Genomic DNA, 20,907 nt, shown 5'->3' on the forward strand with positions numbered 1-20,907 from the left:
TTGATGTCCCGCCTCATCACAGCGTTTAAACTGATCCTTCCGATTTGCTTCTTTGCCTATGCGGCGGTTGGAAATTTCGTGATCTTCACCGAAGACGGGATCGATCTGTCCGGAAAGGAGATCATGCGCGGTGAGGCGACCGGGCAGATTGATACGATTTACCGCCGAGATCTGCCCCACCGGGAACCGTCCATCGGCCTCATCGGTGCCGCACGCTACGCCGTCTTGGGCGAAGGCCGCGAGGGCGTCATCGCGGGGCAGGGCAACTGGCTTTTCAGTGCGGAAGAGCTCCGGGCCTACGGGCCAGACAGTACAGTCTTGGAAGAAACGGTCGCCAAGATGTCGGAGATCCGCGATCGGCTTGCGGAAGCGGGCTCCGACCTTGTCATCGTGCCGCTGCCCGCAAAGATCGACATTGACCGGTCCTTTGCGCCAACGAGTGATGCGCCCAACGTGAGCGCGGCACAATATCAAGACTTTCTCGCAGCGCTGTCAGACGCAGGCTTGTCCACAGTTGATGTCCGGTCCGAGTTGCTTGACGCACAAAAAACCCGCCCTGCATTTTTACAAACGGACACCCATTGGCATCCCGAAACAGCGGCACTTGTTGCGTCGATTGTGGCTGGCTCGAAGACTGTCCCACTTGGGGATGCGAAGTTCGAACGGCAGGCCCAAAAGGACGTGTCTTTTACTGGTGATCTCGTGTCGTTTGTCACGAGCGAAAATCTCGCCCCGACGGTGGGTCTGCGCCCGGAAACGGTCCAGCCTTACCTTGCCATCGAGGCGGGCGGCGGCGTTGATTTGTTCGGATCTTCCAGTGCCATTGATGTCGCTCTTATCGGGACAAGTTATAGCGCGAACGAGAATTGGAGTTTCGCGGAAGCGCTCAAGCTGGCGTTGAAGCGGGATGTGCTCAATCTTGCCCAAGAGGGGCAGGGACCGGTCACACCGATGATCGACTACCTCGCGGACGGTGCCGCTCGGTTGGACCAACCACCAGCGCTGATCATCTGGGAATTTCCCGTACGCTACCTCACCGACCCGAAGCTTTGGGAAAAATCTGAAAAGGAGGAGGGCAATGTATAATCTGTCCTACCCAATCAAAATTGCATGTCTTCTGATGATTGCTGCAAGCGTTTCGGCCTGCGCGCCGCCAACCAAGAAAACGATTGTTTACGTCAAAGCGCCGTCAACAGCGAACACCGTAGAGAAGCCGCAGAGAACTCAGGCCGAGCTTTATGAACGCGAGGTCAAGCGCCGCCTTTCGGCTGGTCAGTCGGTTTCGCCGGAAGATATTCGTCCTCTGGCGGACAGTGGCGATGGCTTCGCGGCCTTGCGTCTGGCTCAATCCCTTGAGCAAAGCGGTGCGTCCGCCAGCGATGTGGCGCATTACTACGCAATTGCCGCGGCCGCTGGAAAGGGTGGCGCGACCTATGGTCTGGTTCGGCAACTCCGCCGTCCCGGGATTGAGAACGCCGGCAAAGACCGCCTTACGTGGATCGAACAGACCACCAACGGACTGGCGAGGAAGGGCGACCCAGTTGCCGCCGCGTTCATGGCCGAAGCGTACAGGTCAGGCAAACCGTTTGGCGAGAACCGCGACAAGTCTTTGTCTCTTCAAACCCAGCTTGCCGAAGGCGGCAACGCGAATGCCGCGCTCGATGCGATCACAACTCTTTTGTCAGAACCTGATCCGTCCCGTGAAGAGTTGGAGCAGGCGTTGTCATTGATTGATGTCGCGTTGGAAAACGGAAACCTCTCGACAAAGACAACCGCACAGAACCTGCGCCCCCGCGTCGTCGCAGCGCTGTCTGAAGAGCCAGTGGAGGGATGACCATGGTGTCTCGCAAATTCCGAACTCTCATCTCGATTGCTGCGCTGTGCGGCGGTGTCGCGACGTCTGCCATGGCCGACGATGATCCTGACGCTTTCCAGTGTGCGGCTCTGAACGATCATCCGGTGACGCCCGTTCTTGAGGGGCATAACGGTGTTTTCTTCCGGGTGTTTCTCGATCTTCGGATGAACCACCCCTTTACGGACCAGACGGTCGACCTTTTGGGTCAACTTGCTGATGCGTTACGGGAAAACGGAACCGAACTCGTCTTTTTGCCGGTCCCCACCAAAAGCCTCGTTTTGAACGATGATCTTCCAAAGCAGGCAAGCCTCTATGGTTACGACATTGAAACGGCCACGCAGGTCTATCGCAATATTATCGAGCGGCTGCGCGACCGGGGTGTGGTTGCCATCGATGGGCAAGAGGCGATGCAGGACGGCAATCCCGACGCGCTGCCGTTCTTTCAGGCGGACTTTCACTGGACTGCCGAAGGCGCCAGACGTGCTGCGCAAGGTGTGGCCGCTGAGATGGACCGTTTGAACTTGTTCGCTGGGATGGAACGTGGCGAGTACGAAACCACCCCGCTTCAGGAAGAGATCGCATTCTCCGGGCTGCGCCGTCAGATCCAGAAAAAATGCAAGGTCGCGCTGCCCGAACCGGTGACCATGACCTATCAAACGGAAGCCGTAGGTGGATCCGATGCCGACGCGGCAGTCGATCTTTTCGGGACCGCATCTTCTATTGATCTCGCGTTGGTCGGAACATCGTTCTCGGATATGGAAATCAGCCATTTTGAGGGCTGGCTGAAACAGTATACCGGTCTCGAGGTGGTCAACTACGCGATCACAGGTGGCAACCAATTCGGCGCGATGCTGTCCTATCTGACGTCGCAGGATTTCCGGGAGAACCGCCCAAAATTCTTGGTCTGGGAAAACCCGCTTTACAACAATCTGATGCAGAACGGCGACCAGCCTTTACGCGAGATGGTTGCCGCCGCAGGCGAGACCTGTACGCTTGAGCTGCCGTCCGAATTGTCTGACCGAAATACGCTGACTGCCGATCTGAGCGGCATCGCCTTAGAAGCCTCCGACGTCATTCATGCCTCCGCTGCGGGCGAGGGCAGTCGGGAGGTCGAATTTCGATTTGAGACATCATCGGGCGCCGTGCGTCACAAGGCGTTGCGTCGCGAAAACCGCTTACGTGCAACAGGTAACTATTACATGCCGATCAATTCCCTCGGCACCGTCGATTTCACGAAACTCAGCGTGACCTTCGACCGAACTCTTCCCAAAACCGCAAGCCTGCGCCTATGTCGCAGCCAAAAGGAGAACCTCTGACTATGTTTGCCAACCCTCTCAAAATAGCAGCCCTCGCGGTTTTGCTGAGCCCTATTTCTGCTTTGGCTCAGGATGGCTCGCTGTATGAGCCCGCGCCGGATCCGTCCATGAGCTACGTGCGGGTCATCGATCCAGGTACCGAGAATGTTGCGGTCGGTTCGAAACGTCTCGACGATGTGGCCGATGGTATCTCGCCCTACGTGGGCGTTGTGGCCGGCGACGTGCCCGTGATTACCGACGCGGTTGATATGACACTGACAGTGGAGGCGGCGACGTACTACACTGTGTTGGTCAGCGATGACGGCGCGACGCAAATCATAACTGACGCGATCACCAACAGTCCTGCTAAGGCCGATCTTGCCTTCTATAACCTGTCGGACCTCGGTAGCGCGGATCTGTTTGTCCCACGGGCCGATGCAATGGCTGTTGAAGGGGTTGTGCCCACGAATGCCGCATCCGTCGCCTTGAACGCACCGCTCGAACTGGATTTCGAAGTCCGTGAAGGTAAGGCCGTGATGGCCACCGTCGAAACCGTCAGCCTCAAACGCAAATCAGGTGTCTCCATTGTCGTAACCGGCAGTGCAGGCAGCTACGAGGCGATCTCAATCGATAACAGCTACATCTACTGAACCCGTCGTCACGACCGGTCCAAGAAGAGGAAACGCCCATGTCCAGTCTCGCTTTCAAAACAGGACGCGTCACGCTTGTCTCGGCATTGATCGCGGGGCTGGCAACGGGTGTCACAGCGGATCCCATCAAGCTGGAATTTATGCCACCCGAGTTGGACGTGGAAAACATCTGCTCCCCTCGGGAACCGGACGGCGCTCTGCTGGAGAAATGGTCGGGCTGGACCGGCGGTGATCTGCCCGAGACCAACCCAAGCCTTCTGAAGCGCGATCTGCAACGATTGGAACAGATCGATCCGGTCGCGTGGTACGACACCATTGAGACGGCGATCTCGCTCTTCCCGAATATTGACGAGAAATACACCGAGAACCACGCTTTGGTGGACCGGATAGATCTGATGGTCGCAGCCGGACGTGATGACAAGCTGATGACCCGCCGTCTGGTGCCTCAGCTCATGCTGAATGCGGAAACACTTTCGCCGCGCTTTCAGAACATTCTGGGCAATTACCTGATTGAGGGCGTCGGGATTGAGCCGGATGAGCGGCGCGGGCTGCAATTGATCAAAGCCAGCGCCTACGCCGGAAACGCCGACGCGCTTTTGCATCTCGCAAAGCTGGATATTGAAGGTGCACCCGCAACGGGCTGGGATATTCCACCGGATCTCGCGATCACGATGGCCCTCGGTGCTTTGGTGGGCGAATTAAATCCGACGATCTGTGACCGGATTTGGCGCATCGCGCGGGAATTCCACAACGGTGATCTTGTGGTACGCGATGTGTCAACAGCTGAGGCGTGGTTCCGGTTCGCCGCTGATCTGGGCGATGCCAACGCGGCATGGGAAGTCACGGAATACCACATGGAAAGCGAAGGCTTTGCCAAAGACAATGACATTCTCATCGAATACCTGACGAAAGCGGCGGATGGTGGTCTTCCTTACGCGAAGCTCGAACTCGGTAGCCTCTACGAAGAAGGCGCGTTGGTCGAAAAGAACTTCGACGAGTCACTCAGGCTCTATCGCGAAGCGGCCGCATTCGACAACAGATCCGGCCTGCTGCGTCTGGCAAGGTTCCTGGAAGAGAACGTGGGGACGCGCCCTGAGCTAGAAGAAGAGCGCCTAGAGGTTCTGACCAAACTGATCAATCTGCCCGACGCACCAGGCTGGGCTTTTACAAGACTTGCAAACAACGTGCTGAAAACAAAGGGGCGATGGGCTGGCGACACCGAGGCGCGCGCTCTTTTGGAGAAAGCCGTCGCGCGGGATGATCCGGACGCCTTTGAGCGTTTGGGATTGCTGCTGATGAGAGATCGCCGCGACGCGGATGCGTTCAACCGCGGCATTGATCTGATGGTGCGTGCGGTGTCTCACCACGGCTCGATCAACTCAATGGACAAGCTTCGTGGGGCGCATATGTGCGTGGCCAACAAAGAGCCGATGCTGGAGCAGGCAAATTATTGGCTTCATATGGATCAATCCTCAGGGACAGCGACGCTGGAATTCACCGCAGAACAGATGCAGGCCCAGCCTTGGCAAGACGATCCGATCATGCTGGCGACGATGCAATCACAGGCCCTTTATGGTCGGCCCAAGTCTTTGGCAAACTACATGGCGATGCTCGACAGTTCTGAAACGGCCAGCCCGGAAGAGCGTCAGTTCTGGTCGGAATACGCCGGTGCCTATGACCGCGTTCTAAAGGCCCGTGCCAGTATCGCCTATGAGCTTGCAGCGACCGACAAGGACCGCCAATCGGCGCTGAACCTTATGCGACGCGCCGTGCAGGAAGGTGATCCGGATGCGGCGGTGGCTTTGGCGGAAATCCTGCTTGAGTTGGAACAGTCCCCCGAGCATGTTCGCGTCGAAGCGTCGGATCTGTTGCTGCCGATCGCGGCGACCGGCGACGGTGACGCCATGAACCTGCTCTTGCTTCTTGCGGGTGGCGGCGTTGAGGCGCAGCAGAGTATCTATACTCAATTCGCCGAGGCCATCGAGGTGCGTGGCGACTTTGAAGCCCTTCTCTTTTCGCTTCCATTCGTCGATGGGCAAAAGCGGATCGATTATCTGGACCGCGCAATCTCGGTTATGATTTGCGACTTCAAGTCGACCATGCGGGTTGCCGCGGTTCTGAATTCGATCGGGGAAGGGGAGGCGTCTCGCCGCTGGCTCGATACCGCATCCCACCTAACCGAAGGCGTGCCATGGACGCTTGTTAAATTGGGCGATGGATATGTGAACATGGTGGGTGATGCGGCAACGCCAAAAGCGATAGAGCGGTACTCTCAGGCGCTGGAGGCAGGCTCCGAGGTCGGCGGCCTGCGGCTCTGGTCCTTTTTTGGTGATCCGAAATCTGAACTCTATAGCGAAGAAAAAACTGTCGAGTTGCTGACCACTCTCATCAAGATGGCTGACATCGAAAGCCTGTCATCCGTCTTGGGCAAGATGCGCGGCAGCAGCGATGAGATTCAGGCAGCGGTCGGTGCGCGCGTTGATGTGCGCGAGAAATATCTGGTCGCGGCAGAAGCGGGCGATCCGCGGGCGATGCGTGGATACGCACAACTTACACGCGATGGGGCGACAAGCGCTGACGAGTTGTCCGAGTCCGTTGCATGGATGACCAAAGCAGCGGAACATGATGATATCCCCGCAATGGTTGAACTATCGCAGATCTACGCATTCGGCCTTGGTGTCGAGCCCTCTCCAGAAGATGCAATCGCGTGGCTTGAAAAAGCTGCCGCCGCCGGAAGTGAACCCGCGGCAGGATACCTCGATCTTCTGAAACTTCAGCGTAATCTGACCCAATGAGGATGTCCCGGCTGCCCATCGTTCTGGGCGCACTGTCTGTCATTGGCTGCACCATAGGACCAGCCAATGCGCAATGTGGACTGTCGAATGCCCCTGTTGTTACCTTGGATATCCCAAGCAGGTATACTGCTGAAAGCGAGAGCCGGTCCGACATTGATGCGGAGCTAAACGCGCTTGTGAACAAGCGGCTCAAGCCAGTAGATGTGTTCGTGCAGGACCTGGCGCGTGAGGCCAACAAGTCGCTGGTCGAGGATGATCCCGAGGAGGCCGCTGATCACGCACGCTGCGTTATCGATGCGTTGCACCGATGGGCTGAGGCGGATGCCCTGTCCACGCTCGCGTCACTCAATGCAAAAATGGCGGTCGGGTCTCGTTTGGGTGGCATGGCAATGTCGCTCTGGCAGTTGGAGATACCGGACGACCGCGCTGACGAGGTTAAAACCATCGGAACTTGGATGTCAGGCATCGCACGGGACCAAATGCAGTTCTGGGCGACTGATGCGCCCAATGGGGCGCGGCAAGGGAATTTGCGTGCGTGGGCTGCACTTGGCGTCGGTGCCGTCGGCGCTGTTTCTGGCGATGACGCGTTTCTGAGTTGGTCCAAGAATTCCGTAGGCTTCATTCTGAGCACAGCTGCCCCAGACGGAAGCATCCCGCAGGAGATGCGGCGCGCGCAGTGGGCGCTGCACTATCAGTTGCACGCGGTTTCACCGCTTGTTGTTACGACGGCGCTTCTGAAAACACAGGATGTCCATCTGTCAGAGGGACAAATGGGGGCATTGAAGCGCGCTGTTGACTACGCGATCTCCGACCTCGACACCGGCGATGTCACCCGCGAAAAGACAGGGCACGTGCAGAAATATTTCGATGGAACTGAAGAGTTGCGGTCTTTCGAATTGGCGTGGGCAGATGCATTTTTGTGGCTTGCGGATGCACCCGAAGTGGCCGATTTCGTGGAGCCCTATCGACCCCTCGGAAACTCTAAATTGGGCGGACGTCAGGTGGATATCTGGTCCGCTAGGCGCTGATACGCGACAAAGTCGCTTTGCTGTCCGCTGAAAAAACAAGCACGCAGGGCTGAGTTTGCGGAAAACGACATCAAAATCCCCAACTGCCTCTTATTCAAGCAGATGCCACTTTACTGGCGCGGGGTGTTGGCAAAGTTTGCCTATGTTCCGGCGCATAAGCGCACTGGGCAGAAGCGTGCGGCAGCCATTTGATTTGGAGATCTTGCAGCCACCGCACTCAACGCAACGATAAAGTTGCGAAGGGAAGCGTTAGTCATTCGCTGGGCGTGTGGCAAGTGTTTGACCCTTCGCGGGGGGCCTCTCTATGGCATTTTTCAAAGACCTGACACTCTGCGCCGCGTCGCTGAGTGCGTTTACCTTGTCCGCCTTCGCCGACGGCCACGAGCCGATCAAGGTCGGCATTCTGCACTCGCTCTCGGGCACGATGGCAATTTCCGAAACCACCCTGAAAGACACGATGCTGCTTCTGATCGAAGAGCAGAACGCCAAAGGCGGCGTACTTGGACGCCAAATCGAGCCGGTGGTCGTCGATCCGGCTTCCGACTGGCCGCTTTTCGCGGAAAAGGCTCGCGAGCTTCTGACCGTTCACGAGGTGGATGTGATCTTCGGAAACTGGACCTCAGTAAGTCGAAAATCCGTTCTGCCGGTGATCGAAGAACTTAACGGCCTGCTGTTCTACCCCGTCCAATATGAGGGTGAAGAAAGCTCGAAAAACGTATTCTACACGGGTGCCGCCCCCAACCAACAAGCGATCCCGGCAACGGATTACTTCCTTGAGGAGCTTGAGGTCGAGAAGTTTGCGCTTCTTGGAACGGACTACGTTTACCCCCGGACGACAAACAATATTCTTGAGAGCTATCTTAAGGAAAAAGGCATCCCCGAAGAAGATATCTTCGTAAACTACACGCCCTTCGGTCACTCTGACTGGTCTAAAATTGTCTCCGACGTCGTGGCGCTTGGCGCTGACGGTAAAAAGGTTGGCGTGATTTCGACGATCAACGGGGACGCAAATATCGGCTTTTACAAAGAGCTTGCCGCGCTTGGCGTGTCTGCAGATGACATTCCGGTCGTCGCATTCTCGGTGGGCGAAGAGGAACTGTCCGGTCTAGACACCTCCAACCTTGTCGGTCACCTCGCGGCATGGAACTACTTTCAATCCGCTGAGTCTGAAGCCAACGATGAATTCATTGCTGCTTGGAAGGCGAAAATGGGTGAAGATCGTGTGACCAATGACCCTATGGAGGCTCACTACATCGGCTTCAATATGTGGGTAAACGCGGTAGAACAGGCCGGGACCACGGATGTCGATGCGGTCCGCACCGCGATGTACGGGCAGGAGTTTCCGAACCTGACGGGCGGCACTGCCGTGATGCTGCCAAACCACCATCTCGCGAAGCCTGTCTTAATTGGTGAGATCCAGGATGATGGTCAGTTTGATATCGTGAGCCAGACCGAGGAAGTACCCGGCGACGCCTGGACCGACTTTCTGCCCGAGTCTGCCATCCTGAAATCCGATTGGCAGGAACTTGAGTGCGGGATGTACAACACCGAGACCTCAAGCTGCGTACAGATCAAGTCGAACTACTGATGTATCCAGTGTCCCCGGCGCAGTGTGCGCCGGGGATATCTGTCGCACACCGGGGACCAAACCCATCATGATCCTTCGTCTTTTCGTCGCAATGGCGCTGATGGTTTGCGCTTCTTCCGTGACGGGCCAAACACTGCAGGACGTGCTTCAGGATCATCAAGGCGCCGTCGAAAAAGCTTCCCGCAAGACCATTGATCCTGTGATCGAAGACCTGATCGCGTCCGGCCTCCCCAGCGTTCCTGGTTTCTTGGAAGAATGGCGTGAAAAGAACGTTTGGGTGCGCAAATCCGACGGTCTGTTTTTCTACGCGGATACCGTGGACAAGGCGACCTACACGCTCCGAGATCTCACTACGGGCGCGGATGTTGGAACGGTCGAAAAGAGCGACATCAAGCAGCTCAGACCAAACTCAGGCGTGCGTTCGGTAATCGCGACTGCACTTGTACGGTTTCAACTGTCCGATCCCGATCCCTTTCGACGGATAGATGCGCTGACGTCGATTGAACGCGACCCCGAGCCTGAGCATCTGGAGCCGCTCCGCGCGTCCATCGCAGATGAAACTGCGCCAGCTTTAAGGGCGCGCAAAGAGCGGCTGGAGCGCTTGCTCTCCGTATCGTTTGAACAAGATGAAGATCGGCGTATCATTGCAATCCGAAGCTTTGATGGTGATCTGGGCGTTGACGCACGTGCTGCACTTAACCCCATTTTGCGCACCAAGCTGGTCTATGCCGAAGACGTGCCGGACGACGCCAACATCGCCGCACAGGTCATACCCGGATCTGAAGATTTGAGCGTTGAAGCCGCCTACGCCCTGATGGTTGGTGCCGGGGCCGCGGCCGCTATCCCTGACGCAGACGCGCGCAAGGCTATCCTGATCAAAAACATCCAAGACGGGCAGGTGGCCGGGTTCGACCTTGTCGACCTGGATACTCAAGATGCACGTGATCAGGCTTACGTCGCTTTGGCCCAAACAACAGATATCCCGGTTTGGTCGCCTACATTGGCAAAGTCTGACATCGTAAAGGAAGAGCCGTTTGCCTTGGTCTATGGTGAGCCATCCGAAGCCGTCACAGACGCAGCGTTAAAGATTTTGAACGGGATAGAGACACGGGTCGCCGCAAATCAGTTCCTCGATCTTGGCCTGGATGCGATTTCACTGGCCTCGATCTACTTTCTGGCCGCTATCGGTCTTGCGATCACCTTCGGCGTCATGGGCGTTATCAATATGGCCCATGGAGAGTTTATCATGATGGGCGCGTATACAGGTTACGTCGTGCAACTCTTTGTGCCCGACTACACCCTGTCGCTCATTCTTGCCGTGCCGTTGGCTTTTGCCGTGACGTTCGCCGCTGGTGTCGCGATGGAGCGGTTGGTGATCCGTTGGCTGTACAACCGTCCTTTGGAGACGCTGCTCGCGACATTCGGCATCTCGATCGCACTACAACAACTCGCGAAAAACATCTTCGGCACCCAAGCTCGGCCGCTAACCGCACCGGGTTGGCTGGACGGCGCGTGGATGATCAATGACGTCGTGTCGATCAGTTACATTCGAATTGCGATCTTCGGTCTGAGCCTGCTGTTTCTGGGCATACTTCTCTACATTCTCAAGCGGACACGGCTTGGGTTGGAGGTCCGCGCCGTCACCCAGAACCCCAAAATGGCCGCCGCTGTGGGGATTAATCCGGATCGGATCAATATGCTGACATTCGGGCTTGGGTCGGGCATTGCCGGGATCGCAGGCGTGGCAATCGGGCTTTATGCAAAGGTCACGTCAGAACTTGGCACAGATTACATCGTTCAAAGTTTCATGACCGTCGTTGTCGGAGGTGTCGGAAACATCTGGGGCACGCTTCTGGGGGCCACCATGATCGGCAGTCTCCAGAAGGGTATAGAATGGTTCAATCCGTCCAATACCCTTGCGGCGCAAACCTATATGATTTTGTTCATCATTCTGTTCATTCAGATCAGGCCACGGGGCATCATAGCGTTGAAAGGCAGGGCCGCGGGTGACTGAGATCGCGCAACGCTCCTTCTTTTTGCGGAACCCGTCGGTGCTGGTCTTTCTGGCGCTTCTTTCGGTGTTCACTCTGGCGGTGACGCTGGCCAGCGAAGCGACGGGCTTTGGCTGGATGTCCACATCCTTTGTCAAAACTCTGGGCAAGACCTTGTGCCTCTGCCTGATCGCCATCGCGATGGACTTGGTCTGGGGATACTGCGGCATTCTGAGCCTCGGACATTTCGCGTTTTTCGGGCTGGGTGGCTACATGATCGGGATGTGGCTCATGTATGAGCGAACGAAAGACATTGTCGCGCAATCTCTGCAGAATGAAGTTCTTCCCCCGACACCAGACGAATTGCGCGACGCGATCGGCACGCAAATCTTCGGCGTGGTTGGCGGATCTGATATTCCGCTTGTGTGGACTTTTGCCGATAGCCTGTTCATCCAGCTTGTGCTTGTGGTCCTTGTGCCCGGTCTTCTTGCTCTGGTCTTCGGGTGGCTTGCCTTTCGAAGCCGGGTCACGGGCGTCTACCTGTCCATCCTGACCCAAGCCATGACGCTGGCGCTGTCGCTGTATCTTTTTCAGAACGACAGTGGATTGCGCGGGAACAACGGTCTGTCGGGACTTCAGAACATACCGGGCCTGACCGGGGTGTCGCAGGATGTCATTTCGATCTGGTTTTTCTGGGCCTCTGCGCTTGCGCTTGCGCTCGGGTATCTTTTGGCTGCCTTCATGGTGAGCGGAAAATTCGGGTCGGTCATCCGGGGGATACGGGACGATGAAGCGCGGGTGCGGTTCCTTGGCTATAACGTCGAGGCCTACAAGTTGGTCATTTTTACTGGAACGGCCATGATTTCTGCGATTGCAGGTGCGCTTTATTATCCGCAGGCCGGTATCGTGAACCCCGCCGAGATTGCACCGATTGCCTCGATCTATCTTGCCGTCTGGGTCGCGATTGGCGGGCGAGGACGTCTTTACGGGGCCGTGATCGGCGCTGCATTCGTGTCGCTGCTCAGCTCATGGTTTACGGGTGGATCCGCCCCCGACATCCCGCTTGGCACGTTTACGATTCAGTGGACGGATTGGTGGCTGGTCGTATTGGGATTGTCGTTTGTTGCGGTGACACTCTTCGCCCCCCAAGGCATCAGCGGTGTCTTTGACAAGTTGGTGCGCAAGTCATGACGACACTTCTGGAAGTGTCCGGGGTTTCCGTGTCCTTTGATGGATTCAAGGCGATCAACAACCTCAGCTTTCAGATCGGCGAGGCCGAGATGCGGGCGATCATCGGTCCAAACGGCGCAGGCAAGACAACCTTCATGGACATCGTGACTGGTAAGACCAGACCGGATGAGGGCCACGTCATCTGGGGGGACCGGTCGGTTTCTCTTTTAAAGATGTCAGAAAGCCAGATCGCGCGCGTAGGTATAGGTCGCAAGTTTCAACGTCCTACTGTGTTCGAGGCGCAGACCGTCCGTGAAAACCTCGCGATGGCGCTCAAGAACGCGCGTGGTCCGTTCGACGTCCTTTTCTATCGTAAGTCCAAGAGCGGCGCTGACCGTATCGAGGCGCTGGCCGAGGAAATAGGTCTCAGCAACCAGTTGCCTCGCATTGCGGGTACCTTGAGCCATGGGCAAAAACAGTGGCTGGAGATCGGTATGTTGTTGGCGCAAGAGCCGCGCCTATTGCTGATTGATGAACCTGCCGCGGGCATGACGCCGGAAGAACGGGAACACACGACGCAGATCCTTGTCGAAGCAGCCAAAACGCGCGCCGTCGTCGTGGTTGAACATGACATGGAGTTCGTCCGGCGGCTGAATTGCAAAGTAACTGTGCTTCACGAGGGCGCTGTTTTGGCGGAAGGGTCCCTTGACCATGTGACGCAAAATCAAACCGTCATCGACGTTTACCTGGGGCGATAGATCAATGCTCTCAGTTGAAAACCTGTCCTTGCATTATGGTCAAAGCCAGATCTTGTTCGACGTCTCTCTCAAGGCGCAGCGTGGGCAAGTCAGCTGTGTCATGGGCACGAACGGCGTTGGCAAGACGTCGCTTCTGAAGGCTGTCTCAGGTGTTCTTCCGATTTCTGGCGGGACAATAACGCTGCAGGGAAGTCCGATGCAGACTTTGCCGCCACATCAGCGCGCTCAGAACGGCATCGCATATGTTCCGCAGGGGCGTGAGATCTTTCCCCTGATGACCGTGCGCGAAAACTTACAGTCCGGATACGCCTGCCTCCCGAAGTCAGAACAGAAAGTTCCAGACCAGATTTACGAGCTTTTCCCGGTATTGAAAGAGATGCTCAACCGCCGCGGTGGGGACTTGTCGGGTGGGCAACAGCAGCAACTCGCGATTGCCCGTGCATTGATTACGAAGCCGAAGCTCCTGTTGCTTGATGAGCCGACCGAGGGCATTCAACCCAACATTATCCAGCAGATCGGACGCGTGATCTCGTTCCTGCGGGACGAGGGCGATATGGCGATCGTGCTGGTCGAACAGTATTTTGATTTCGCCTACGGTATCGCGGATCATTTCTATGCGATGAAGCGTGGCGCGATGGTGCTTGATGGCGCAAAGGATGAAGTGGATCGTGACACGATGTTGGGTCTCGTCGCTGTCTGAGCCATCACCCAACTATCAAATTTGTCGCGTGGTCTGAACTTCGATGATTTGCGGCCTCTGCTTGACGCTCCTGCGCTTCTCACGGATTACTGCCTCAACCAGCCTATTTTGGCGGATAACAGACCTCAGCGTGCCCACGTGGCGGTGGGCCGCATAAGCGTAGAAGCGATAGGCAGATGTCAGAACCCGAAAATGCGAAGATCAATGCGGCAATCTGCATAGCCACCATGGATCGTCACGACATGCTGCGCGATCTGTTGCGCTCGATGACGGCGCTGGAAATCCCCGAGGATGTCGAAGTCTTCTTCGTGATCATCGATAACAATGAGGCGGGAGATTCCGGGCCAATTGTGGATGAACTTCGATCTGCATTCGGTGACCGTAAGGTATATTTCGATGTGGAGCCTATTCGCGGCATTCCGTTTTCCCGTAACAAGGCGGTCGAGGTTGCCTTGGCTAAAGGTGCAGATGTTGTTCTTTTCGTCGACGATGATGAGATCGTTCCGACCGACTGGTTTTCAAAAATCTGGGCTTTCTACAAAGCCGAAGACCACGTTCTGATCGGGGGGCCGGTTAAACCAAGATTTGATGGCGAGCCCGCTGACCTGATGGAAAAACTCGTGCGGGATGGCCTATCAGCACGAACCGCCCGTGTTGCACAAAAAGCTGCTGACCGCGTTGAGAAAGGTGAAGGCCATACGGTCACCGTCATCACAAGCAACTGGCTGGCAGATGCGCGGATTTTCAAAGACCACGACATATGGTTCGACACAAAGCTTCAGTTTACTGGCGGAAGTGACACGCAGTTTTACCGTGATGTCAGGGCAAAGGGCCTTAGCACTGGCTGGTGTTCGGATGCATATGTCATCGAGACCATACCCGAAGAGCGGCTGTCGCTCGGCTATCAGTTCCGCAGAGGCAAAGAACAATCTCGCGTATCATTGGCCGCTAAGATCCGGGACAAAGGCTTGGTGAAGATGGTCCCTGTTACGTTCGTTTCCATCTTGCTTCGAAGCATAGGGATTGCCGCGACGACGCTCCTGGTTTTCGTAAAACCGGGCGACGCGCTTGTACGGATCGCCCGGTCCTCTGGCTGGCTTGTCGGCCGTGTAACGGCCCTTTTGGGTGCCAAGTCGTCTCTTTATGCACCCGACACGTGATGACCCATCAGTGGTGGTAAAACGGATAGTCCGTGTAGCCCTTTTCGTCGCCGCCATAAAACGTATCGCTGTCTGGCTCGGTCAATTCCGCGCCGATACGAAACCTCTCTGGCAGGTCCGGATTTGCGATAAAAGGCCGGCCAAAAGTGAAAGCGTTCGCGTCTTGGTCCGAGATATGGGAACTGGCGCTTTCCGCATCATATCCGCCATTTCCAATGTAAAACCCGTCATAGGCGGCGCGAAGGCGTTTGATGAACGCTTTGTTCTCGTCGGAGGCTTCGTTTCCAGGAAACTGCTCAATCGTATGCACATAGGCCAAATTGCGGGTCCCGAGCATTTTGAGCACCGTGGTGAAGAGTGCGTCAGGATCACTATCGCTCATGTCGTGCGCCTCGCCCAACGGTGACAGGCGAACGCCGACACGCCCGGGCGACCAAACGCCATTCACCACGTCCAGCACATCTTCCAGCAACCGCATCCGGTTCTCGATGCTGCCGCCGTAGGCATCGTCGCGCTTGTTTACGCCGTCCTGCAAGAACTGATCCAGAAGATAGCCGTTCGCCGCATGAACTTCGACACCATCAAAGCCGGCTTCCTTCGCGGCCTTTGCCGCAGCTTCAAAATCAGAGATTGTTTCCTGAATCCCGGCTGCATCAAGGGCCACAGGCTCCGAGCAATCTTCAAAGCCGTTTTCGGTAAAAGTCTGCGCGTCCGCTGCAATGGCGCTCGCTGACACAGGCTGGTGCCCGTCGGGTAAAATGGAGACATGGCTGATCCGCCCAACGTGCCACAGTTGGCAGAAGATCCGGCCGCCACTCGCATGCACGGCATCTGTGATCTTTTTCCATCCGGTGACATGGCTGTCCTTGTAGATGCCGGGGGTGTCGATGTAGCCCTTGCCCATCGCCGAGATTTGGGTTGCCTCGCTGATGATCAACCCGGCGGAGGCCCGCTGTCGGTAGTACTCCACCATCATTTCCGTCGGCGTCCCGTCGCCTTGCGCTCGGTTGCGGGTCAGCGGGGCCATCAATACGCGGTTGGGCAGCAGCAGATCGCCCATTTGCGTGGGCTCGAACAGGACGGAATTCTTTGTCATGGGATCCTCGGAGGTTGATGCATGTCCGAAGAGAACACGTGGTCCGAGACTGGGTTCCTGTATTCCTTTTCTGTGACCAATTCGCGTGGACCGGAGTTTTGTAAGCGGGCGCCGCCTCAGGTCGTCGGCATCACCCGACACAGGTCACGCAGCACCTCACAGAACTGGACTGCGGTCGGTTCCTGTTCCTGATCGCGACGGGTGCAGAGCCCGACCGGACCAAGCGTTGACGTTGTATCAAGCGGTAGGGACACGAAGGTGCCTGTATCCAGCTCATGCCGGATGACGCCGGCAGAGATAAACCAGATGGCATTGTACGCGTGGGTAAACGCCTTGCCGAAACTGTCAGATACGGTGTTGATCGCATCTGATGGGATATCCAAGCCGTGCTCGAAAAAGAGTCGCTCTACAAAGGGTCGGATAATGGATCCCTCATCGGGTATCAGAACAGGATAACTCTCGCACATATCGCGTGCGATGCGAGATCTACCGGCCAAGGGATGGCTGGCCGACACCGTTGCTACGACATGCTCCTTGAACAGCGGATCAAATCCGAGGCCTATCATGTTTTCTGGTGCGGGCAGGCGTCCGATGACCAGATCAAGATGCCCATTCCGCAATTGATCCAGCAAAACCTGATTTTCCCCGGTCCGGATCGTCAAACCGTTCGTGAAACCCGTTGTCCGAAACTGGGCAACGGCTTGCGGAACAAGCGCCGCGGAGACCGTCGGCAGTGCTCCGATCCGCAAAGCCGGACCGTTGTCGCCGTCCTGAGAAAGCACCCTCAAACCATCGCGGGCCTGTGATAGGCTATGACTGGCATATTTTAGGAAAACCTTGCCGTGAGCAGAAAGCCGTATGCCGCGACCGGCCTTTTCCAAGAGAGATTGCCCGCATACGGCCTCAAGGTCTCGCAAGGTTCGGCTGACCGCTGGCTGCGTAAGGTTCAGCATCTCGGCCGCACGGGTAACGCTTTTCCAGCGCGCAACCTCCACGAAAACCTCGAGATGCCTTAGCTTCAGATGATCTGATAATCGCATATCATTTATGGTATGACTTTATGTTATTTAGTTTATTATACATACAGTTTCTATCATGCAAATATTCCAAAAATGGAGGAGCCAGCCAACATGACATCGAAAGACAGCCGGAGCCGCTTCGATGCCGGTATGGCAGTCCGGCGTAAGGTGTTGGGCGACGCACATGTGGATGCGGCCGAGGCGGCGAAGACACCGGTTGATGCGCCTTTCCAGACATTGATTACGGAAAGTGCGTGGGGCACGGTCTGGTCCAGTGATGCGATCAGCCTGCGCGAGCGGTCCATGCTGACCCTTGCTGTGCTGGCCGCGACAGGAAATTTCGAGGAAATCCCGATGCATGTCCGCGCAACCGTAAATACCGGCGCGACGCAAAGTGACGTGATGGAGGTTTTCCAGCATGTTGCAATTTATGCTGGCGTGCCTCGGGCCAATCACGCGATCAAATTGGCAAAAGAGGTCTTTGCCCAGAACGAGCGACCCTGAAAGATGACTGAGACAGTAAACCTGCAGCCATTCTCCAGGCGCGATTTGGCTTGGCACCCGCCCGCATTGGCACCGGACTATAAAAGCTCTCATCTGCGGAGCCCGCAGCATCCGCCGATCTCGTTCCCCAATACTCTTTCGGAATGCGCCGGACCGGTTTTTGGCCATGATATCATCGGACCGCAAGACCACGATCTTATCGTAAACTATGCCTCCTCCGGCCAGACAGCCATTGGGCCGCGCCTTATTGTGCACGGCAGGCTTATTGATGAAGACGGACGCGCGGTCCCCAATGCTTTGATTGAGATCTGGCAGGCCAATGCGGGTGGCCGCTACAGACACAAGAAAGATGGGTATCTTGCGCCGCTTGATCCGAACTTTGGCGGCTGCGGTCGGACGGTAACGGATCAGGACGGTGCCTACAGCTTCCATACCGTCCAGCCTGGACCGTATCCGTGGCCCAACGGCGGAAATGACTGGCGCCCCGCTCATATTCATTTCTCGGTCTTCGGCAGTGGCTTCGCGCAACGTCTCATCACGCAGATGTATTTCGAAGGCGACCCTCATATTGCGCTGTGTCCAATCGTTCAGGCGATCCCTGATCAGGCTGCGATCACGAGGCTGGTGGCAAAGCTGGACATGGAAAAAACGATCCCGATGGATGCACGGGCTTATAGGTTCGATCTTATATTGCGCGGCCGCCAGGCGACGTATTTCGAGAACCGGCCGGAGGGGTCATGAGCGCAGATTTGAAAGAAAGTCCGTCCCAGACGGCCGGGCCTTATGTTCACATAGGGTGCGTGCCCAGTTTTGCGGGATTAGAGGGCATGTATAGGGGACGCGATCTAGGCGCCCAGATGATACGGGACGGCGTGGTCGGAGAGCGGATCACAATTCAAGGCCGCATTTTCGATGGTGCTGGCGAGGCATCAAAAGATGCGATGGTAGAGATCTGGCAAGCCGACTCAGCCGGTCGCTTCAACAGCCCCGGAGACACAGGTGAGGCATCGGATCCGTCTTTTTCCGGGTGGGGTCGTCAGCCGACCGATGGCGAGACCGGTCTGTTTCGGTTCGAGACCATCAAGCCCGGAGCGGTTCCTTGGAATGATGGACGCCAACAGGCGCCGCATATCTCTGTTTGGGTTGTTGCACGCGGAATAAATCTTGGACTGCACACGCGGATATACTTCTCGGACGAGGCGGCCAACGCGGATGATCCTCTGCTTTCGATGATTTCTGACACGGCCCGGCGGTCCACCTTGGTCGCCAACCGCTCTGGTGATACGTTTCATTTCGACATACACCTGCAAGGCGAGAAAGAGACGGTATTTTTCGATGTCTGACGTTGCCGGAAAACCCTGCATTCTATGTTGCGCGATCACCGGGTCGGTACCGCGAAAGTCTGATAATCCTGCGGTTCCAATCACGGTCTCTGAACAAGTTGAATCGAGCCATGCGGCGGTTGAGGCCGGGGCATCCATCATACATGCACATGTCAGAAACGCCGACGAAACGCCCTCAAGTGATCCTGAAAAATTCGCGGCATTGAAAGAAGGGCTTGAGAAACACTGTCCTGGAGTGATCATCCAATTCTCAACGGGCGGTAGATCGGGTGCCGGGAAAGAGCGGGGCGGCATGCTGTCCCTACGACCGGATATGGCGTCGCTTTCCGTCGGCTCCAACAACTTTCCCACCCGCGTTTATGAAAATTCACCTGATCTGGTGGCATGGCTGTCGGAAGAGATGCAGCGCTACGATATTATGCCCGAGGTCGAAGCGTTCGATCTGAGCCATATCCTTCAGGCGATTAAGTTGCAGGGCGACGGAAAGCTCCACAAAAAGCTCTACGTGCAATTTGTGATGGGCGTCAAAAACGCGATGCCTGCGGACCGGGCGATCTTCGACATCTATCTGCAGGAGGTAACCCGCCGCGCGCCGGAAGCCGTTTGGTGTGCCGCTGGTATCGGCGCAGCGCAGATTGTTGTGAACGAGTGGGCGATCGCGGCCGGAGGTCATACGCGGGCCGGGCTTGAAGACAATGTGCGGCTGGATCGCGACCGGTTGGCGCCATCGAACGCTGCATTAATTGAGCGGGCCGCTGAGATCTGCGCGCGCTACGACAGGCCAGTCGCGACATCTGCCCAAGCGCGGGAAATTCTGGGGTTGCGCGCCGGGTGAGCGATATCTTCTCTCACGGTTGGCTGGGCGGTCTGTTTGGTGATCCAGATATGGCCCGTTTGCTGTCGGCGGAGTATCAGTTGGCCGCGATGATCCGCGTCGAGCAGGTCTACACCACCGCGCTTGGCGAGGTGGGGCAAATACCGAAAGATGCGGCACGGGCGGCAGCTGATGCCATTTTGGTGGCACCGATAGATATGAAAGCGCTGTCAGATGCCGCCGCGCGGGATGGCATTCCCGTTCCTGATCTGGTTCGGCAAATTAAAGCACATGCGCCTGAGGGCCTTCACCACACAATCCATACTGGGATGACCACACAAGACGTTGTGGACACGAGTCTTGTTCTGATTCTGAAAGACATTCTCGATGTGCTGGACAGCCGGTTGGCTGATTTGATCGCGGCACTTGAAAAAATCCGGGCGGAGTACGGGAAACTGCCATTGATGGGACAGACGTGGATGCAGGCCGCTCTGCCAATCACTGTTGCAGATCGCGTATCCACATGGGTTACCCCTTTGAAGGATCATCAACTCCGTCTCGCTGAGATGCGTCCCCGGCTTTTGCGTCTCTCTTTGGGTGGGCCTGTCGGAACGCGCGCGCAAATGGGTGAGTACGGTGATACGATTGCCACCAATATGGCCTGCGCGCTTGAGATCGGGAACCCGGACAAGGCATGGCATACAACACGTGCGCCAATCGCCGAACTCGCGTCTTGGCTGTCGCTTGTTTCCGGCGCGCTTGGGAAACTTGGGCAGGACGTGGCGCTGATGGCGCAGCAGGGGATCGACGCTATCGAACTGCGCGGAGGCGGGGCATCCTCTGCGATGGGACACAAAAAAAATCCCATTGTGGCTCATCTTCTTGTTGCGCTGGCGCGCTTTAATGCGGCGCAGGTTTCGGGCGTGCATCAAGCGCTGCTGCATGAGCAGGAACGATCTGGTGCGGCTTGGATGCTGGAATGGATGATATTGCCCCAGATGCTGCAGACGACCGGCCGCAGTCTGATCGCAGCAGGCGAATTATTGTCTCATGTCAAGCGCATTGGTGATCGTTGACCTTATGGAGCCCACGAGAAATCCGAGCGTATGCGACGGTCGGGTTAACTGATGACCATGGGTCA

19 protein-coding genes are annotated in these 20,907 nt (G+C 56.6%); 17 read left to right on the plus strand and 2 right to left on the minus strand.

What is annotated here, in order from left to right; translation table 11 throughout:
• Positions 1-3 precede the first annotated feature (3 nt).
• The 12 genes from KIN_RS01355 (at position 4) to KIN_RS01410 (ending at position 14,990) form a co-directional block, all read left to right on the plus strand.
• Entirely contained in the window at positions 4-1,086 is a 1,083-nt protein-coding gene (locus tag KIN_RS01355) for an alginate O-acetyltransferase AlgX-related protein (RefSeq protein ID WP_159804162.1), read from the plus strand.
• A complete protein-coding gene (locus tag KIN_RS01360; protein WP_159804163.1) occupies positions 1,079-1,834 on the plus strand; it encodes a hypothetical protein in 756 nt (251 codons plus the stop codon). Before KIN_RS01355 ends, KIN_RS01360 begins: the two co-directional genes overlap by 8 nt.
• 2 nt (positions 1,835-1,836) lie before the next feature.
• Positions 1,837-3,171: an alginate O-acetyltransferase AlgX-related protein gene (locus KIN_RS01365; protein ID WP_159804164.1), complete on the plus strand. Its 1,335-nt coding sequence runs from the start codon at positions 1,837-1,839 to the stop codon at positions 3,169-3,171.
• A 2-nt stretch (positions 3,172-3,173) separates the two neighbouring features.
• Positions 3,174-3,800 (plus strand): alginate O-acetyltransferase AlgF, encoded by a 627-nt coding sequence (locus KIN_RS01370; RefSeq protein ID WP_159804165.1) that lies wholly within the window; start codon positions 3,174-3,176, stop codon positions 3,798-3,800.
• 38 nt (positions 3,801-3,838) lie between these two features.
• Positions 3,839-6,595: a tetratricopeptide repeat protein gene (locus tag KIN_RS01375; RefSeq protein ID WP_159804166.1), complete on the plus strand. Its 2,757-nt coding sequence runs from the start codon at positions 3,839-3,841 to the stop codon at positions 6,593-6,595.
• A gap of 2 nt (positions 6,596-6,597) precedes the next feature.
• A complete protein-coding gene (locus KIN_RS01380; protein ID WP_159804167.1) occupies positions 6,598-7,623 on the plus strand; it encodes an alginate lyase family protein in 1,026 nt (341 codons plus the stop codon).
• 304 nt (positions 7,624-7,927) lie between these two features.
• Positions 7,928-9,211, plus strand: coding sequence for an urea ABC transporter substrate-binding protein (gene urtA, locus KIN_RS01385; protein WP_159804168.1), 1,284 nt, complete (start codon positions 7,928-7,930; stop codon positions 9,209-9,211).
• Between the two features lie 67 nt (positions 9,212-9,278).
• Positions 9,279-11,225 (plus strand): urea ABC transporter permease subunit UrtB, encoded by a 1,947-nt coding sequence (urtB, locus tag KIN_RS01390; protein WP_159804169.1) that lies wholly within the window; start codon positions 9,279-9,281, stop codon positions 11,223-11,225.
• Positions 11,218-12,393: an urea ABC transporter permease subunit UrtC gene (gene urtC, locus KIN_RS01395; protein ID WP_373281630.1), complete on the plus strand. Its 1,176-nt coding sequence runs from the start codon at positions 11,218-11,220 to the stop codon at positions 12,391-12,393. Before urtB ends, urtC begins: the two co-directional genes overlap by 8 nt.
• Entirely contained in the window at positions 12,390-13,130 is a 741-nt protein-coding gene (gene urtD / locus KIN_RS01400) for an urea ABC transporter ATP-binding protein UrtD (RefSeq protein ID WP_159804170.1), read from the plus strand. The genes urtC and urtD overlap by 4 nt, the downstream gene beginning before the upstream one ends.
• Positions 13,131-13,134: 4 nt before the next feature.
• Entirely contained in the window at positions 13,135-13,830 is a 696-nt protein-coding gene (urtE, locus tag KIN_RS01405) for an urea ABC transporter ATP-binding subunit UrtE (protein WP_159804171.1), read from the plus strand.
• 176 nt (positions 13,831-14,006) lie between these two features.
• Positions 14,007-14,990, plus strand: a complete 984-nt coding sequence (locus KIN_RS01410; RefSeq protein WP_159804172.1) for a glycosyltransferase family 2 protein — start codon at positions 14,007-14,009, stop codon at positions 14,988-14,990.
• Between the two features lie 7 nt (positions 14,991-14,997).
• Here the strand turns inward: KIN_RS01410 and KIN_RS01415 are convergent, their stop codons facing one another.
• Both KIN_RS01415 and pcaQ read right to left on the minus strand, forming a co-directional pair.
• A complete protein-coding gene (locus KIN_RS01415; RefSeq protein ID WP_159804173.1) occupies positions 14,998-16,086 on the minus strand; it encodes an alkene reductase in 1,089 nt (362 codons plus the stop codon).
• A gap of 116 nt (positions 16,087-16,202) precedes the next feature.
• Positions 16,203-17,126: a pca operon transcription factor PcaQ gene (gene pcaQ / locus KIN_RS01420; protein WP_159804174.1), complete on the minus strand. Its 924-nt coding sequence runs from the start codon at positions 17,124-17,126 to the stop codon at positions 16,203-16,205.
• Positions 17,127-17,216: 90 nt separating this feature from the next.
• Between pcaQ and pcaC the strand changes: the two genes are divergently transcribed.
• From pcaC to KIN_RS01445, 5 genes are read left to right on the plus strand one after another with little or no spacing between them, the layout of a single operon-like run.
• Complete coding sequence (gene pcaC, locus KIN_RS01425; RefSeq protein WP_159804175.1) at positions 17,217-17,609, plus strand: 4-carboxymuconolactone decarboxylase; 393 nt, start codon at positions 17,217-17,219, stop codon at positions 17,607-17,609.
• A gap of 3 nt (positions 17,610-17,612) precedes the next feature.
• Positions 17,613-18,350 carry a protocatechuate 3,4-dioxygenase subunit beta gene (pcaH, locus tag KIN_RS01430; RefSeq protein WP_159804176.1) on the plus strand — a complete coding sequence of 246 codons (738 nt, stop codon included), beginning with the start codon at positions 17,613-17,615 and terminating at the stop codon, positions 18,348-18,350.
• Complete coding sequence (pcaG, locus tag KIN_RS01435; protein WP_159804177.1) at positions 18,347-18,952, plus strand: protocatechuate 3,4-dioxygenase subunit alpha; 606 nt, start codon at positions 18,347-18,349, stop codon at positions 18,950-18,952. Before pcaH ends, pcaG begins: the two co-directional genes overlap by 4 nt.
• Positions 18,945-19,787, plus strand: a complete 843-nt coding sequence (locus tag KIN_RS01440) for a 3-oxoadipate:acetyl-CoA acetyltransferase (protein ID WP_159804178.1) — start codon at positions 18,945-18,947, stop codon at positions 19,785-19,787. Before pcaG ends, KIN_RS01440 begins: the two co-directional genes overlap by 8 nt.
• Positions 19,784-20,842, plus strand: coding sequence for a 3-carboxy-cis,cis-muconate cycloisomerase (locus KIN_RS01445; RefSeq protein ID WP_159804179.1), 1,059 nt, complete (start codon positions 19,784-19,786; stop codon positions 20,840-20,842). The genes KIN_RS01440 and KIN_RS01445 overlap by 4 nt, the downstream gene beginning before the upstream one ends.
• Positions 20,843-20,907 lie beyond the last annotated feature (65 nt).

It is taken from the genome of Litoreibacter roseus (genome assembly GCF_009811795.1).
GTDB classification, from domain to species: Bacteria; Pseudomonadota; Alphaproteobacteria; order Rhodobacterales; family Rhodobacteraceae; genus Litoreibacter; species Litoreibacter roseus.

What these genes read in the sequence shown, in the direction of transcription:
- KIN_RS01355 (WP_159804162.1), top strand. Translation starts at nt 4, where the DNA reads ATGTCCCGCCTCATCACAGCGTTTAAACTGATCCTTCCGATTTGCTTC.
- KIN_RS01360 (WP_159804163.1), top strand. Translation starts at nt 1,079, where the DNA reads ATGTATAATCTGTCCTACCCAATCAAAATTGCATGTCTTCTGATGATT.
- KIN_RS01365 (WP_159804164.1), top strand. Translation starts at nt 1,837, where the DNA reads ATGGTGTCTCGCAAATTCCGAACTCTCATCTCGATTGCTGCGCTGTGC.
- KIN_RS01370 (WP_159804165.1), top strand. Translation starts at nt 3,174, where the DNA reads ATGTTTGCCAACCCTCTCAAAATAGCAGCCCTCGCGGTTTTGCTGAGC.
- KIN_RS01375 (WP_159804166.1), top strand. Translation starts at nt 3,839, where the DNA reads ATGTCCAGTCTCGCTTTCAAAACAGGACGCGTCACGCTTGTCTCGGCA.
- KIN_RS01380 (WP_159804167.1), top strand. Translation starts at nt 6,598, where the DNA reads ATGTCCCGGCTGCCCATCGTTCTGGGCGCACTGTCTGTCATTGGCTGC.
- urtA (WP_159804168.1), top strand. Translation starts at nt 7,928, where the DNA reads ATGGCATTTTTCAAAGACCTGACACTCTGCGCCGCGTCGCTGAGTGCG.
- urtB (WP_159804169.1), top strand. Translation starts at nt 9,279, where the DNA reads ATGATCCTTCGTCTTTTCGTCGCAATGGCGCTGATGGTTTGCGCTTCT.
- urtD (WP_159804170.1), top strand. Translation starts at nt 12,390, where the DNA reads ATGACGACACTTCTGGAAGTGTCCGGGGTTTCCGTGTCCTTTGATGGA.
- urtE (WP_159804171.1), top strand. Translation starts at nt 13,135, where the DNA reads ATGCTCTCAGTTGAAAACCTGTCCTTGCATTATGGTCAAAGCCAGATC.
- KIN_RS01410 (WP_159804172.1), top strand. Translation starts at nt 14,007, where the DNA reads ATGTCAGAACCCGAAAATGCGAAGATCAATGCGGCAATCTGCATAGCC.
- KIN_RS01415 (WP_159804173.1), bottom strand. Translation starts at nt 16,086, where the DNA reads ATGACAAAGAATTCCGTCCTGTTCGAGCCCACGCAAATGGGCGATCTG.
- pcaQ (WP_159804174.1), bottom strand. Translation starts at nt 17,126, where the DNA reads ATGCGATTATCAGATCATCTGAAGCTAAGGCATCTCGAGGTTTTCGTG.
- pcaC (WP_159804175.1), top strand. Translation starts at nt 17,217, where the DNA reads ATGACATCGAAAGACAGCCGGAGCCGCTTCGATGCCGGTATGGCAGTC.
- pcaH (WP_159804176.1), top strand. Translation starts at nt 17,613, where the DNA reads ATGACTGAGACAGTAAACCTGCAGCCATTCTCCAGGCGCGATTTGGCT.
- pcaG (WP_159804177.1), top strand. Translation starts at nt 18,347, where the DNA reads ATGAGCGCAGATTTGAAAGAAAGTCCGTCCCAGACGGCCGGGCCTTAT.
- KIN_RS01440 (WP_159804178.1), top strand. Translation starts at nt 18,945, where the DNA reads ATGTCTGACGTTGCCGGAAAACCCTGCATTCTATGTTGCGCGATCACC.